A 15,003-nucleotide genomic window follows, 5' to 3' on the forward strand; every position below is an offset into this window, starting at 1 on the left:
CCGCTCAGCCCTCCTGCCCGTCTCCGGCGGCCCGGCGCGGCCCGTCCTGCGCCGCTCGCCGGGCGGCCCGCTGGTCGGCGGCGGTCTCTGCGACGGATTTCTCGCGGATCGCCTCCTGCTCGGCGGAGAGGGCCGCCCCGGCCTCGACGATGTGCCGGACGGCGGCGCTGACGTCGTCGGTGAGGCAGACCAGTTCCAGGTCGACCCCGCCGATCTTGCCCTCGGCGGCCATGGTGTCGCGCAGCCAGTCGAGCAGCCCGCGCCAGTACGTCGTGCCCATCAGCACCACCGGAAACCGGGTCACCTTGCCGGTCTGCACCAGGGTGAGTGCCTCGAACAGCTCGTCCATCGTGCCGAAGCCGCCCGGCAGCACCACGAAGGCCTGGGCGTACTTGACGAACATGGTCTTGCGGGCGAAGAAGTACCGGAAGTCGATGGCCAGGTCGACCCAGTCGTTGAGCCCCTGCTCGAAGGGAAGTTCGATGCCGAGCCCGACGGAGAGCCCGCCGGCCTCGCTGGCTCCCCGGTTGGCCGCCTCCATCACGCCCGGGCCGCCGCCGGTGATGACCGCGTACCCGGCCCGGGCCAGGGCCGCGCCAAGTTCCTCGGCCATCCGGCACTCCGGGCTCTCCGGCCGGCTGCGTGCCGAGCCGAAGACGCTGACCGCGGGTGGGAGGTCGGCCAGGGTGTCGAAGCCCTCAACGAACTCGGAGAGGATCCGCAGTGCCCGCCAGGCGTCCTTGGTCTTCCAGTCGCCGCGCCCGCGCGAGTCCAGCAACCGCTGGTCGGCGGTGCTGGTCGGGATGGCGCCACGGCGCAGTGTGACGGCGCCGCGGTGCCGCTCCGGGTCGCGTCCCGGTCGTCGCCCGTTGCTCTGGCTCATGCCAGCCACCGTAGTGGAGTGACACCTCCGGGGTGAGCCAGGCGACAGCCTGGCGAGAAATTCGTGATCTTGGGCAACTATTTCGGTCGCCCGTACGTCTTACTATTCACATACCGGGTATGCCCCGACCGCGCGCCTTCGGGGGAGGAGCCAGCGTGATCAGCAACAACGAGCGGATGCGGATCCGCCGACAGATGCAGCGGCGCATCCGTGACGTGGTGGCCGAGCGCCGCCGCGCCCGCGCCCTGGAGTCTCCGGCGGAGCCTCCTGCCGAAGCCACCGACACCACCGACACCTCGCTGCTGACCAGCGCCTGACCGGCGCGCCCAGCCGCACCGCCGGAATCAGGCGGGGGCGAGCCAACGGTGGAGGGTGGCGGCGCCGTCACGGATCTTGGTGATCTCGACGTGCTCGTCGCGGTGGTGGGCCAGGTTCGGGTCGCCGGGGCCGAAGTTCAACGCCGGAATCCCCATCGCCGCGAACCGGGCCACATCCGTCCAGCCCAGCTTGGCGATCGGCGCGGCGCCCACCGCCGCCAGGAACTCCTGCGCGGCGGGCGCGCCCAGGCCCGGAGCCGCGCCGGGCGCCGCGTCCGTCACCACCAGGTCGAAGCCGGCGAAGACCTCGCGCAGGTGCGCCTCGGCCACGGTTGGGTCACGGTCCGGGGCGTACCGGTAGTTGACCTCGACCTCGCAGCGGTCGGGGATGACGTTGCCGGCGACACCGCCGGTGATCCGGACCGCGTTCAACCCCTCGCGGTAGTCGCAGCCGTCGATGGTCACCCGGCGTGCCTCGTACCCGGCGAGTCGACGCAACACCTCGCCCGCGCCGTGGATGGCGTTCACCCCGCGCCAGGACCGGGCGGCGTGGGCCCGCTCGCCGTACGTGGTGACGACCGCCCGCATGGTGCCCTGGCAGCCGGCCTCCACGATGCCGTACGTCGGCTCCAGCAACACCGCGAAGTCCGCCTGCAACCACTCGGGGTACGCCTCGGCGACGAGAGTGAGCCCGTTGTACCTCGACTCGATCTCCTCGGCCTCGTAGAAGAGGTACGTCACGTCGTAACGCGGGTCGGGCAGGGTGACCGCCAGGTGCAGCGCGAACGCCACCCCCGACTTCATGTCGGAGGTGCCGCAGCCGTACATCAGATCGCCGCGCATGGTCGACGGGAAGTTGCCGTTCAACGGCACCGTGTCGAGGTGGCCGGCGAGCACCACGCGGGTGTTCCGCCCCAGTTCGGTGCGGGCCATCACCGTGTTGCCGTGCCGGAAGGTCGCCAGGTGCGGCACTGCCCGCAGCACCTCCTCCACGCAGTCGGCGATCGCCTTCTCGTTGAGGGAGACGGACTCGATGTCGACCAGGGCGCGGGTCAGCGCCACCGGATCGGCCAGTACCTCGGGGGTCAGCGGGTTCTGCATGTCTCGCACGGTACCTTCAGGGTCGGTGGGCGCGAGGAGCGAGCGTTCCGGTGCGGCTCGCGTGGGCACGCGGCGGCGCGGGAGGCGCGGAGCGGACGGGCCCGCGCAGTCGACGAGCGAGAGGGAGAGCTGTGACGTCGGAATCCGCCTGGGGTATCGGCCTGGCCACCGTCACCGGTGACGACCAGATCCTCGACACCTGGTACCCGACCGGCAAGCTGGGACTCGGTGAGCTGCCGCTGGTCCCCGGGGAGGACCAGGCCGACGTCCTCGACCTGCCACCCGGCGCGATCGGCGAACGCGCGCTGCCCGGCCTGCGAACGGTCCAGGTGGTCACCGTGATCGGTTCGCTGGACGACCCGATCAAGGACGCCGCCGACGCGTACCTCCGCCTGCACCTGCTCTCCCACCGCCTGGTGCGACCGAACGAGCTCAACCTCGACGGCATCTTCGGCAAGCTAACCAACGTGGCCTGGACCTCGGCCGGGCCGTGCCCGCCGGAGCGGGTGGACGAGCTACGGGTGATCGAGCGGGCCGCCGGCCGCCACCTGGCGGTGTACGGGGTGGACAAGTTCCCCCGGATGACCGACTACGTGGTCCCCTCCGGGGTGCGGATCGCCGACGCGGACCGGGTCCGGCTCGGCGCGCACCTGGCCGCCGGCACCACCGTGATGCACGAGGGCTTCTGCAACTTCAACGCCGGCACCCTGGGCACCTCGATGGTGGAGGGCCGGATCGTGCAGGGTGTGGTGGTCGGCGACGGCTCGGACATCGGCGCGGGCGCGTCGATCATGGGGACTCTCTCCGGCGGCGGCACCGAGAAGGTGCGCATCGGCGAGCGGAGCCTGGTCGGCGCGAACGCCGGCATCGGCATCTCCCTCGGCGACGACTGCGTGGTCGAGGCCGGCTGCTACGTCACGGCCGGCTCCAAGATCACCTTGCCGGACGGCCGGGTGGTCAAGGCCCGCGAGCTCTCCGGCGTGAACGGGCTCCTCCTCTGGCGCAACTCGGTCACCGGGGCCCTGGAGGCGAAGCCGCGCACCGGCAGGGGCATCGAGCTGAACGCCGCCCTGCACGCCAACGACTGACCGGGGCCGGGGCATCAGCCCCGACCCCGGCCACGTCGCCCGACCGGGCCCGCGGCGATGACCGCGGGCCCGCCCGTCCGGCCTACTTCAGGCGGTACGCCTGGATGATCCGCGTGGTCACGGTGTTGCCGTCGGTGTCCTGGGCGGTGGCCCGCAGGGACACGTGGCCGGTGGTGGCCGGGTGCTTGACCACGGCCGACCACCCGTGTCGGGGAACCTGCACCACGCCGGCCTTGACCCAGGTCTTCCCGCCGTCGAACGAGGCGTCAACGGTCAGGCTCTTCACCCGCGCCGTGCCCGCGCCGTCCTGCCGGCGCACGTCGATCGGGATGGTCAGCGTCTGGCCGGCCGGGGCGCTGTTGTCGGCCGCCAGCCGCGGGCGGAAGCGGATCGCCGACACCGGCAGCGCCACCGCGTCCGCGCCGGCGGCGTGCTTGGACCGGAACGTCCAGGTGGACTCCACCGCCGTGCTCAGGTCGGTCAGGCTGCGGGTCGCCGAGACGGTCAGCTTGTAGTCGGCCGCCGCGGCGGGCACCTCGAACTCGCCGTACCCGACGTCGGTGGTCTCGCCGACCAGCTTGCCGTTGCGCCACAGCGCGGTACGAGCCTTGTCGGTGACGGAGCCCCCGACGTGGCCGGCGGCGTCGCTGAACAGCGGCACCATGGCGAGGATCGTGTCACCGGCCCGGCCGACGCTCGGGAAGATCCAGCGCTTGGGCAGGGTGGAGGGCCCGAGCGGGGCGGCGCCCCAGGTCTCGTGGACGGTCCGCCGGATCTTGTGCGCGGTGGCGGGCGACGTCAGGCCCGCCTGGAATTCCAGCCACGGCCCATCTGGGCTGGGGGTTCCGAAGAACAGCTCGGAGGTCCACCGCATCCGGTTGACGCTGTAGTGCTCGACGCGCTCGCCGGGCACGTCGGTGGGCAGCACCATCGCCCAGCCGCCCGTGTTGTAGCCGTTGTCGGCGAAGACCAGGCGCTCGGCCTGCAGCCCGGGGTAGATGTCGCGGAAGATGTGCTTGACGGTGGCCAGGTCGGCCTGGCGGTAGTTGCGGACGAACCCGGTGGGCAGCCGGCCGGGGAAAGCCTCGCTCAGCGCGTACAGGTAGGGACTGTGTTTCCCGCCCCGCTCGGCCCACTGGCCGTCGATGCTGGACACGAACCGGTCCGCCGACACGGTGTCGCCGAGCTGCCCGGTGGCCAGGTTGTCGAAGGAGTCGGCGAGCAGACTGAAGCTGTAGCTGTCGCCGTTGTCGGCCCTGAAGTCGGCGTTGACCCCGGCCAATCCCAGTTGCGCGTCGGCCTGCGGCACCGTCATCGTCACCGGCTTGGTCCGGCGTACGTCGACGGTGAGCTCCCGGTCGCGGTCGATGACCAGTTCCGGCTGGGACAGTTGGGCCAGGTGGGCCGTCTCGCCGTCCGGGTTGGGCTCGACGAAGACGGTGTTGAGCCCGTACCGCCCCTTGGGCACCCGCACCTCGGCGACCCCGTCGGGGGCGTAGCCGTCGTGCATGCTGAAGCCGGCCAGCCCGACCAGGGTGCTGCCGCCGGCCCCGTCGGGCGTGCCCTCGCGGCCCAGGTGCTTGATGGTGACGGTGTAGCTCTCCACCTCGCGGTGCACGGCCAGCGGGGTGACCGCGACAGCCGTCCCACTGCGGGCGAGGATCCGGCCGGTCCAGTAGCCGTCGGCGTCGCCGAGCCGGGTGTCGGCGGTGACAGTGGTCTCGGCGCGCCCCCCCGCCGGCACGGTGATCCGCTGGGTGCCGAGGGTGAACATGCCGTTCGGGGCGGCCTTCCCGCCGGGGCCGCTGGCCTGGACGGTGAGGTCGAGGGTGACCGGGGCCGGGCCGGTGTTGCGCCAGGCGACCTTCCGGGTGACCGGCTCGTCGTCGTGGTGCGGCCAGAGGGCGCGGCCGAAGGAGACGCTGGCCGGGTCGGTGGTGACCTGCTGGGTGATCGCCCGGGTCAGGTCCACCCGCCCGGCGCCCTGCTGGTACGCCGTCTGCGCCGGGTGGGGCTTCGCGGCGGCCATCAGGGTCGACTTGAGCTGCCCGGCCTTCCAGTCGGGGTGCCGCTGGGCGAGCAGCGCCGCCGAGCCGGCCACGTGCGGGGTGGCCATCGAGGTGCCGGAGAGGGAGACGTACCGGTCACCCACCGGGTCGCCGATCTGGCCGTGGGCGGACCGGGCGGCCACCACGTCCACGCCGGGCGCGGTGATCTCGGGCTTCAACGCGTCGTCGCCGACCCGCGGCCCGCGGCTGCTGAAGTCGGCGAGTTCGTCGTCGCGGTCCACCGCGCCCACGGCGAGCGCGGCGTCGGCGCTGGCCGGGGAGCCCACCGAGCCGTCGGTGCCGTCGTTGCCGGCGGCGATGACGAAGAGCGTGCCGGTCTGCTCGGTCAGCGTCCCGACCGCCTCCTCCAGCGGGTCGACCTCGGGGCTGTCCCAGCCACCGAGACTCATGTTGATTACAGCGGCCCGCCTGTCGACGGCCGCCCACTGCATGCCGGCGAGGATCGCGGACTCGGAGCAGCCGGTGTCCTCGCAGACCTTGCCGTCGAGCAGCGTGGCGTCGGGCGCCACGCCCTTGTACCGGCCGCCGGAGGCGGCGCCGCTGCCGGCGATGGTCGCCGCGACGTGGGTGCCGTGCCCGACCGTGTCCCGGGTGTCGTCGACCTGGCTGAAGTTGCGTGCCTCGCCGACCTTGCCGGCCAGGTCGGGGTGGGTGGCGTCGACGCCGGTGTCCAGCACCGCCACCGTCACGCCCTTGCCGGTGAGTCCCGCGGACCACGCTGCGGGCGCGCCGATCTGGGGCACGGTGTGGTCGAGGGTGAGCTGGCGGCGGCCGTCGAGCCAGATCCGCTCGACGCCCCCCGCCGCGCCGAGTCGGGCTCCGGACGACCCGGTGGTAACCGTGGACCAGACCGCGCCCACCGAGGACTTGCCGGTGGTGAGCGACGCGCCGCCGATCGCCGGCAGGTCCCGCGTCACCCGGGTGCCGGGCAGCGCGGCCACGCCGCTCCGCGCCGCGCCGGAGGCGTACGAGACCAGCAGCGGCAGGTCGTCGCGGCGCGCGTCGTCGTAACCGGCGGAGATCAGCTCGGTGACGTCGAAGAGCCGTCGGTCGACCCGGTTGGCCCGGATCAGCGCGACCGCGTCCTGGGGCACCACCGAGAGGCGGCCGCGCTCGCGGCGTACCAGGAATCGCAGCTTCTCCCGGCCGGGGCCGGGCTGGACGGCGGCCTTGCCGCCGGTGGTGACGGTGACCCGGTCGCCGGTCACCAGGGTGATGCTGTGCTTCCCGGTCGCGGTCGCCGCTGGTACGGGGGGCCGGGCGGTCGGGGAGCCGGCCGGCGCGGCGGCGGACGCGGCGGCCGGCGTGGTCACCGCCAGACCGATCGCGAGGCCGAGTGCGGCCGTCTTCCTTCTTCTGTGGTGCAACGGATCCTCCTCGTCGAGCGTCACTACAACAGGGAGTCGCATTGACGAGGCTCAGAATTACATACCGAGTATGTAATGTGAAGGCCGGAAAATGACGGTCTTCGGACAAAGTGGAGACCTGTCCGTGAGGGTCGCCGTCGACAGCCCCATCCGGGGCGGACCGTCACCCGGGCAAGGAGTCGGCGAGGCGCACCACCAGGTCGGCCCGGTCGGCGGTGCTGGTCACCAGGGCGGCGTTCGCCTCGTCGCTGCCGTGCGCCCAGGCCGCCGCGTCGGCCGGCGACCGCCCGTACGCCTCGTGCCGGGCGACCAGCCGACGCAGCCGCAGCCGCGCGTCCAGGTCGAGGAACCAGACCTCGTGCAGCAGCGTCCGGACCTCGTCCCACGGCGGGTTGGTGAGCAGCAGGTAGTTGCCCTCGGTCACCACCAGCCGGACTGCGGGCGGCACCTCGATCGCACCGGCGACCGGCTCCTCGATGTCCCGCCGGAACGCCGGCGCCCAGACCGCGCTCGGCTCCTTGCGCCGCAACCGGCGCAGCAGCGAGACGTACCCGTTGGCGTCGAAGGTGTCGGCGGCGCCCTTGCGGTCGGCCCGGCCCAACCGTTCCAACGCCGCCTGCGCCAGGTGGAAGCCGTCCATCGGGACCAGCCGGGCCGCCGGGCCGACCGCCGCCACGATCCGCTCGGCGAGGGTCGACTTCCCGGCGCCGGGCGCGCCGGCGATGCCGAGCAGCTGCCGCGGCCCGGCCTCGGCCAGGGCACGCGCCCGGGCCACCAGGTCGTCGAGTGGGAACACGGACGCCTCGGGCATCAGCTCAGGACCGGCTCGCTGATGGTGAACCGGGCCCGCACCAGGGCGTGCACCGGCTGCGGCTGCGGGTCCAGCTCCAGCTCGGGTGGGCCGCCGCCGGCGGCGCGGGCGAACATCGCCCCACCGCCCGCCGCGCCGAACCCCTCGTCGGTGTCGGACAGTTCGCGCAGCGCGGTCACCCGGGCGCCCAGCGCCTCCGCGTACTCCCGGGCCCGGCGCAACGCGTCGGCGATTGCCGCGTGCCGGGCCTCCCGGTACACCGGGCTGTCCGGCCGCAGCGACCACCAGGGCCCGGCGATCTCGACCTGCTCCTGCTCGGCCAGGCGCAGCATCAGTTCCGCGAGGAGGGTGAAGTCGGTCATCGTGACCGTGGTGGTGACGCTGCCGTGGTGGCCGACCACCCGCTCGCCGGACCGGTTCGTCTCGGGGCGCACCCGCAGTTCGCCGGTCTCCCGGCGGTCGATCGCCCGGTCGTGCTCGTCGAGCAGCACGCGGACGGCGGCGGCACGCTCGGCGAGCCGGGCCAGAGTGGCCTCGCGGTTACGCTCCCGCGCCGTCGCGGTCACCCGGAACCGGGCCAGCTCCGGCGCGACCTCCCGGTACGCCTCACCGCGCACCGCCACGACCGGTCCGTCCATCACGCCCCTCACCCTATCGGTGGGACAGGCCGGTCGCCCGATTCCACGGCCAACCGGCGGCCCGCGTACTCGACTCCGTCTGCGGTCGTCCGGCACCCGTGCAGGTGCCCACCGGCCGCGCCCAGCTCGTGCAGGAAACGCAGCTCCTCGTCGGAGCCGGCGAGCGGAAAGCGGCGGCGCACCTCGGCGGTCGGCCGGGCGGCCAGCGCGGACCGGGCGGCCTGCCCCTCGGCGTACCGCGCGGTCAACGTGGCCCGGTCGCCGGCGCGCAGCGCGCCGGCCAACTCGTCGAGGACGGCGGTCACCGAGGCCAGCGCGACCAGCACCTCGGCCCGGTTGCCGAGCAACATGTTCGCCGTACGCGCCGGCGGCGTGCCGGCGACCCGGCTGCCGTCGCGGAAACTGCCGGCCGCCAACGACAGCACCGCGTCACGCAGCGGCGAGCGTTCGGCCGCGCCGGCCAGCGCCCCGGCGAGCAGGTGCGGCACGTGCGAGGCGAGCGCGACGACGGCGTCGTGCCGGTCGGCCGCCAACGGCACCACCCGGGCGGCGAAGACCTCCACCAGCAACGCGGCGAGCCGGCGGAACGCGGCCAGGCCAGGCCCGGGCGACGGGCAGAGCACCCAGGCGGCGGCGTCGAAGAGCTCCGGCTGAGCCGCGGTGAGACCAGCCCGGTCGGTGCCGGCCATCGGGTGACCGGGGACGAACCGGTGGGTCAACCCCCGCTCGGCGGCGAACGCCGCCAGCTCCGCCTTGGTGCTCCCGACGTCGGTCAGCAGGCAGCCGTCCGGGGTGACCGACGCCACCTCCAGCAGCGTGCCGGGCAGGGTGGGCAGCGGCCCGCAGAGGAAGACCACGTCCCGGTCGGCCACCGCCTCGACCAGCCGGTCCGGTGCGGGTACGCCGGCCTGCCGGGCCTGCCGCCGGGTCGCCTCGTCCGGGTCCCAGCCGGCCACGTCGATGCCGGCGGCACGCAGCCGGAACAGCACGGACCCGCCGATCAGGCCGGTGCCGACCACCGCCGCCCGCACCCGCGCGCCGGCCCTGCCCACCATCCGCACACCTCGCCGTCCCGCTCGGGCGCGGGGCCGACGGCCCCGACCAGGTCCCGGCCGAGGATAACGCCCCGGCCCGACCGGTACGCCGGTCAGCCCTCGGCGGCCATGGCCTCGTCCCGCCACGCCAGAAACGGGATCACCGGATTCCGGTTGATGTACTGCCAGGGCCACTCGGTCACCTGGTCGCCGATCACCTCGAACTGGCCGGCGGCGGAGGGCAGGTCCCCGACCTTGGCGAAGCCCATCGCGAAGGTGTTGTGCACGCTCGCCCAGCCTGGTCGAGGCCGGTAGTCCGGGTGCCGCACCGAGTGGTCGGCGGCGGCGTTCAACTCGGCGCGCACCGCGTCGTCGTCCAGGTACTCGTCGTCCTCACCCTCGGGCAGGTCCAGCCACTGTTCGAGATGTGCGACGACGACCAGGTGCCCGAGCGCCGAGCCGGCCGGCGACTTGGTTACCGCCTCCCGGGCGAACTCGAACATCTGCTCGTGGCTGCCGAACCACTTGCGGCACCGGAACTGGAGCATCTGCTCGTGGGCGATCCGGTGGGTGGGGTGCCGGGCGACGACCTCCGCGAAGCGTCGGGTGGCCTCGTCGGGCTCCACCTGCCGACCGCGCGCCGAGGTGACCAGGAAGGTCCGGGCGGTGGTGTCGTCCGGGTCCCGGTCGACCACCTCGTCCAGGCAGTTCTCGGCCAACCGCAGCCGCCGCCAGAACTCCTTGAACTGCTCCTGGCTGACCTGGGAGGCCCGGGCGGCGGTCCGCGCCTCCCAGGCCCAGTAGACGGCGTGCGCCCCGCGCACCAGCGTCGGCAGGGACGACCGGGGTTCGGCGTCGACCCACTCGCCGATCCAGTCCTGAAGGCCGTCAACGCCGGCCAGGGCCGACACGTAGAAGGCGTGGTCGTCCGGGTCGGTGACCGGGGTGAGCAGGTCGCGGACGGCGGCCCAGTCGCGCCGCGCGCCGGCCTCCCGCAGGGCCCGCGCGGTCGGATCACCCTCCGCCGGGTCCACCAGCAACCCGGGTACGCCCGGTGAGGTCGCCTTGCGCCGGAATGGCCACATCGCGCTTCTCCTCTTCCCCGTGATGTCGTCGCAAGATCGTAGGGGCGGCGCGTCGGCCGAACCGGAAGGGGGTTGTCCACGCGGGGTCCACGTCATACGTTCCCCAGCGCCGCCCGCCGCCGAGGTGGGCTTCTCACGGGGAAGGAAAAAGTCATGGCCGCGACGTACCGGGCGCTCGCCTCGGTGGTCATGTTGATCGGTTTCTACGTCGTCGCGCTGCTCCAGCTCGCCGCCGTTGTCGCGCTCGGCATCTGGCTGGCCGACCACACCAGCGGCCTGCTGGCCGGCAAACTACTGCTGCCGCTGGTCATCGCGCTCGGCGCGGTGGCGGTGGGGCTCTGGCGGGCGATCCGCACAAAGAACGAGCCGCCGCCCGGCCTGGTCCTCGACGACCGGGCGGCGCCGGCGCTCTGGGCGACCGTGCGCGAGCTGGCCACCGCGGTCGGCACCCGGGCGCCGGACGAGATCCGGCTGGTGCCCGAGGTGAACGCGGCGGTCGGCGAGCAGAGCCGCCTGCTCGGCCTGGTCGGCGGCCGGCGCATCCTCTACGTGGGCCTGCCGCTGCTGTACGGAATGCGGGTCGACCAGTTCCGCTCGGTGCTCGCACACGAGCTGGGCCACTACTCCGGCCAGCACACCCGGCTCGGCGGCGTGGCGTACCGGGGTCGGCTGGCGATCGAGGAGACCATCTCGCGGATCAGCCCGCGCAACCCGATCGGGCTGGTCTTCAAGGGCTACTCGAAGCTCTACCTGATGGTCGACAACGCCGCGTCCCGCCGGCAGGAGCTGGAGGCGGACCGTTCGTCGGTGCGACTCGCCGGGCACGAGGCGGCAACGTCCGCGCTGCGTGCCCTTCCGGCCCTCGACGCCGCCTGGAGCTTCTACCTGAGCCGGTACGTGGAGAGCGGCTGGGCCGCCGACCTCGCCCCGGACGACCTGTTCGGCGGCTTCGGGCAGCTGCTGGAGGCCCGGCGGGAGGAGATCGACCGGCTGCGGGAGGAGACGCCCGACCCGGAGCCGTCGCGGTGGGACACCCACCCGCCGATCGGGGTCCGCATCGCCGCCATGACCGACGTGCCGGCCGGGGCGGGCACTCCGGACGACCGGCCCGCGGCGGTCCTCCTCACCGACATCGGCGCGGCCGGCCGGCGGCTCCAGGAGGTCGTGGTCGACCACGGCAGCCGCCAGGCGCTTCCCTGGGCCGAGTTCACCCACGCCGCGATCGCCGCCCAGGTGCAGCGCCGGGCTGACGGCATCTACCGCGCGGCCGGCCGGTTCACCGGGGTGGCCGAGCCGGGCCTGCCGACCGTGCTGGACCTTGTTCGGGTGGGGCGGCTCGGGGAGTTCGCCGAGCAGTTCTTCGGCGACGCCACCCGCAAGGAGGCGGCGGCCCGCTTCGCCGGGCCGATGCAGACCCTGCTGGACAACGCGGCGGCCCGGTCCGGCCGGGCCCGCTGGCAGCTGTCGTGGAGCGGGCCGGCGCAGTTCGTCGGCCCGGACGGCGAGCCGTGGGATCTCGCCGAGATCGCCAAGCTGGCGGTCTCCCCACAGACCCTCGACGAGGCGTTGGCCCGGCTGGCCGAGCGGGGCGTCGACCCGACCACAGCGACCGTGGTGCAGCGCCGGGCCACCGCCGGCAACGCGGGCCTGATCGGCGCGCTGGCCAACATCAAGGTCGACGGCCGGGAGCACGACGTGCTGGTGCTGGACCGGGGGCTGGTCCTGGTCCCCGACCCGGGCAAGGCGAGCCAGGGCGAGAAGCGGCTCCGGGAGCTGGTCGCCGGGGCTCCGGTCAGCGAGCTGGCGGCCCGACACCCGTTCCTGCCGTACGAGGAGATCACCTCCGTCGAGGTGCGCCGGCCGGTGCCGCTGAAGGCCGAGTTGACCCTGCACGACGGCCGGGTGGTGGCCGTGCAGGAGCTCTACTCCAGCGAGCTGCTGGAGAAGAAGAGCCGGGACACCCTGCTCGAGGTCTTCGCGAGGATCAACGACTGACGCCGGACCGGTCGAGGCCCGCTCCCGGGAAGGGGGCGGGCCTCGGCACTTTCGTACGCCGGGCCGGGCGGCCGAAACCGGTCCGCGGTCAGGGTCGGGCGAGCCGGGCGGCGACCGCCGCGACGTGCGCGTCGGACTCGGTGAGCGCCGCCCGGACGTGCTGGGCGCCGGCCGGGCCGTAGAAGACACCGGCGGCGACCAGGATGCCCCGGCGGGCCAGCCAGTCGACGGTCGTCCAGCAGTCCTCGCCGCGGGTCATCCACAGGTAGAGCCCGGCCTCGGAGTGCTCGACCGTGAAGCCCGCCCGGGTGAACGCGGCGAGCAGCGTCTCACGCCGGGCCCGGTAGCGTTCCCGCTGCTCGTCGGCGTGTGCCTGGTCGCCCAGCGCGGCCACCATGGCGGCCTGTACCGGTGCCGGCACGATCATGCCTGCGTGTTTACGGATCTTGAGCAGCTCGGCGACCAGCGCCGGGTCGCCGGCGACGAAACCGGCCCGGTAGCCGGCCAGGTTGGAGCGCTTGGACAGCGAGTGCACGGCCAGCACCGAGTCGTACGACCCGCCGCACACCTCGGGCGAGAGCACCGACACCGGCTCGGCGTCGGGCGTCCAGCCCAGCGGCAGGTAGCACTCGTCGCTGGCCACCACGGCACCGCGTTCGCGGGCCCAGTCGACCACCTTGCGCAGGTGCGCGGCGGGCAGCACCCGACCGGTCGGGTTGCCGGGCGAGTTGACCCAGACCAGGCGTACCCGTGAGGTCGGACCGACGGCGGTGAGCGAGTCGGCGCGGACGGTGGTGGCGCCGGTGAGCCGGGCCCCGTCCTCGTAGGTGGGGTACGCGATCGACGGCACCACCACGACCTCACCGGGGCCGACCCCGAGCAGGGTGGGCAGCCAGGCGACCAGTTCCTTGGAACCGATCGTCGGCAGCACGCCCAGCCCGTCGACACCGGCGCCGCAGGCCCGGGCCACCCAGGCGGCGATGGCGTCGCGCAGCGCCGGGGCACCTGCGGTCAGCGGGTACCCCGGGGCGTCGGACGCGTCCGCCAGCGCCTGCCGGATCACCGCGGGCACCGGGTCGACCGGCGTACCCATCGAGAGGTTGATCAGACCGTCCGGGTGCGCCGCGGCCAGGGTGGCCGCGGCGTCCAGCGTGTCCCAGGTGAACTCGGGCAGCCGTGCCGAGACCGGCGCGGGCCGGTTCAGTGGCCCTCTCCGCGCGGCGGCTGGGCGGCCACGAACGAGGCGTCCTTCTCCACCTTGCCAATCTTCGACGCGCCGCCCGGCGAGCCGAGGTCCTCGAAGAACTCGTAGTTGGCCCCCGTGTAGTCCTTCCACTGCTCCGGGACGTCGTCCTCGTAGAAGATGGCTTCGACCGGGCAGACCGGCTCACAGGCACCACAGTCGACGCACTCGTCGGGGTGGATGTAGAGCATCCGGTTGCCCTCGTAAATGCAGTCGACCGGGCACTCCTCGATGCATGCCTTGTCGAGCACATCCACGCACGGCTCGGCGATGATGTAGGTCACCGGTCTTCTCCTCCGCAAGACTCGTCGCGATCACCCGCGACGCTAAGAGCCTAGTATCTCGCCGGGGAGGAGGTCGATCGTGCTCCGACAGCAGGACGTGGGACACCGGATCGTGGTCCGGCGGGTGGTGGGTGTGCGGGAGGGTCGACCGCTCTTCTCGGACGCCCTCGGCGAGTTGGTCGAGCTGACCGGCACGCACCTGACGCTGGCCACGGTGCAGGGCCGGCTGCGTGTGCCACTGGACGAGGTGCACCGGGCCAAGCGGGTGCCGGCGACCCGCCGGCCCACCGCCGCCACCGTGGTCGAGCTGGAGCTGGCCGCCGACGAGTCCTGGCCCGCCGCCGTACGGGGCCACCTGGGCGACTGGCTGCTGCGCTCCGCCGAGGGCTGGAGCGGTCGGGCAAACTCCGCCCTCCCGGTCGGCGACCCGGACCGGCCGCTGCCCGAGGCGATCGACGCGGTGCTGCGCTGGTACGCCGACCTCGGTCGACCGGCCATGGTCAACACCCCGCTGCCGCTGGCCACACCGGTCGGAGCGGAACTGGACGCCCGGGGGTGGGACGCCCGACCGCTGGTGCTGGTGCAGACCGCGTCGCTGGCCACGCTGCCAACGGCCCCGCCGGTCACCGGCGACGCACCAATGGTCACCAACGACACACCGTCGGTGACCGTCGACGCACCGCCGGTCGAGCTGACCACCGCGCCGTCGGAGGACTGGCTCGCGATCGCCGCCGACCGCAAGGGCGGCCTGCCGGACTCCGCCCGGCACGTGCTGACCGCCGTGGACCGGGTCCGCTTCGCCCAGGTGTACGCCGGCGGCACGCTGCTCGCGACGGGCCGGGGCACGATCACCGGGCAGGGGCGCTGGCTGGGGCTCAGCCTGATCGAGGTGGTGCCCGTGGCGCGGCGGCGAGGGCTGGCCCGGCGGGTGATCGGCGCGTTGGCCGACTGGGGCCGCGCGGAGGGCGCCACCCGGGTCTTCCTTCAGGTGGAGCAGCGCAACACGGCGGCGGTGACGCTCTACCGAAAGCTCGGCTTCACCACCCACCACACCTACCTGACCCGGGTCGCCCCAACCACCTGACCCC

The 15,003-nt window shown here is 73.6% G+C and carries 13 protein-coding genes; 4 read left to right on the forward strand and 9 right to left on the reverse strand.

What is annotated here, in order from left to right:
* Nucleotides 1–4: 4 nt before the first annotated feature.
* Nucleotides 5–883 carry a TIGR00730 family Rossman fold protein gene (locus E1193_RS11330; RefSeq protein ID WP_132182932.1) on the reverse strand — a complete coding sequence of 293 codons (879 nt, stop codon included), beginning with the start codon at nt 881–883 and terminating at the stop codon, nt 5–7.
* Between the two features lie 155 nt (nt 884–1,038).
* Between E1193_RS11330 and E1193_RS31815 the strand changes: the two genes are divergently transcribed.
* Nucleotides 1,039–1,200 (forward strand): hypothetical protein, encoded by a 162-nt coding sequence (locus E1193_RS31815; RefSeq protein WP_165945707.1) that lies wholly within the window; start codon nt 1,039–1,041, stop codon nt 1,198–1,200.
* A gap of 27 nt (nt 1,201–1,227) precedes the next feature.
* On the opposite strand, the gene dapE is transcribed toward E1193_RS31815, so the two are convergent.
* A complete protein-coding gene (gene dapE, locus E1193_RS11335; protein ID WP_132182934.1) occupies nt 1,228–2,301 on the reverse strand; it encodes a succinyl-diaminopimelate desuccinylase in 1,074 nt (357 codons plus the stop codon).
* A 131-nt stretch (nt 2,302–2,432) separates the two neighbouring features.
* Here dapE and dapD point away from each other — a divergent pair, with 131 nt between their 5' ends.
* Entirely contained in the window at nt 2,433–3,389 is a 957-nt protein-coding gene (gene dapD / locus E1193_RS11340; RefSeq protein ID WP_132182936.1) for a 2,3,4,5-tetrahydropyridine-2,6-dicarboxylate N-succinyltransferase, read from the forward strand.
* Nucleotides 3,390–3,471: 82 nt separating this feature from the next.
* Here dapD and E1193_RS11345 read toward each other — a convergent pair whose 3' ends face one another.
* The 5 genes from E1193_RS11345 to E1193_RS11365 all read right to left on the reverse strand — a co-directional run bounded on the left by E1193_RS11345 (nt 3,472) and on the right by E1193_RS11365 (nt 10,393).
* The gene (locus E1193_RS11345) at nt 3,472–6,783 is read right to left on the reverse strand and encodes a S8 family serine peptidase (protein WP_243707506.1); all 3,312 of its coding nucleotides are present in this window, start codon (nt 6,781–6,783) and stop codon (nt 3,472–3,474) included.
* Nucleotides 6,784–6,988: 205 nt separating this feature from the next.
* A complete protein-coding gene (locus tag E1193_RS11350) occupies nt 6,989–7,636 on the reverse strand; it encodes a nucleoside/nucleotide kinase family protein (RefSeq protein ID WP_132182940.1) in 648 nt (215 codons plus the stop codon).
* On the reverse strand, nt 7,636–8,277 hold the full coding sequence (locus tag E1193_RS11355) for an SIMPL domain-containing protein (protein WP_132182942.1): 642 nt from the start codon (nt 8,275–8,277) through the stop codon (nt 7,636–7,638). Before E1193_RS11355 ends, E1193_RS11350 begins: the two co-directional genes overlap by 1 nt.
* A 5-nt stretch (nt 8,278–8,282) precedes the next feature.
* Nucleotides 8,283–9,329 (reverse strand): prephenate dehydrogenase/arogenate dehydrogenase family protein, encoded by a 1,047-nt coding sequence (locus E1193_RS11360; protein WP_132182944.1) that lies wholly within the window; start codon nt 9,327–9,329, stop codon nt 8,283–8,285.
* Nucleotides 9,330–9,421: 92 nt separating this feature from the next.
* Nucleotides 9,422–10,393, reverse strand: a complete 972-nt coding sequence (locus E1193_RS11365) for a DUF4034 domain-containing protein (RefSeq protein ID WP_165945708.1) — start codon at nt 10,391–10,393, stop codon at nt 9,422–9,424.
* A 153-nt stretch (nt 10,394–10,546) separates the two neighbouring features.
* Here E1193_RS11365 and E1193_RS11370 point away from each other — a divergent pair, with 153 nt between their 5' ends.
* Nucleotides 10,547–12,388, forward strand: a complete 1,842-nt coding sequence (locus E1193_RS11370) for a M48 family metallopeptidase (protein ID WP_132182948.1) — start codon at nt 10,547–10,549, stop codon at nt 12,386–12,388.
* 88 nt (nt 12,389–12,476) lie between these two features.
* Here the strand turns inward: E1193_RS11370 and dapC are convergent, their stop codons facing one another.
* Both dapC and fdxA read right to left on the reverse strand, forming a co-directional pair.
* Nucleotides 12,477–13,592: a succinyldiaminopimelate transaminase gene (dapC, locus tag E1193_RS11375; protein WP_132182952.1), complete on the reverse strand. Its 1,116-nt coding sequence runs from the start codon at nt 13,590–13,592 to the stop codon at nt 12,477–12,479.
* The gene (gene fdxA, locus E1193_RS32460; RefSeq protein WP_089005361.1) at nt 13,589–13,915 is read right to left on the reverse strand and encodes a ferredoxin; all 327 of its coding nucleotides are present in this window, start codon (nt 13,913–13,915) and stop codon (nt 13,589–13,591) included. Before fdxA ends, dapC begins: the two co-directional genes overlap by 4 nt.
* A 79-nt stretch (nt 13,916–13,994) precedes the next feature.
* Between fdxA and E1193_RS11385 the strand changes: the two genes are divergently transcribed.
* Nucleotides 13,995–14,999, forward strand: a complete 1,005-nt coding sequence (locus E1193_RS11385; RefSeq protein ID WP_132182950.1) for a GNAT family N-acetyltransferase — start codon at nt 13,995–13,997, stop codon at nt 14,997–14,999.
* The last annotated feature ends 4 nt before the right edge of the window (nt 15,000–15,003 follow it).

Origin of the sequence: Micromonospora sp. KC606 (genome assembly GCF_004348675.1) — a bacterium.
Lineage (GTDB): Bacteria > Actinomycetota > Actinomycetes > Mycobacteriales > Micromonosporaceae > Micromonospora.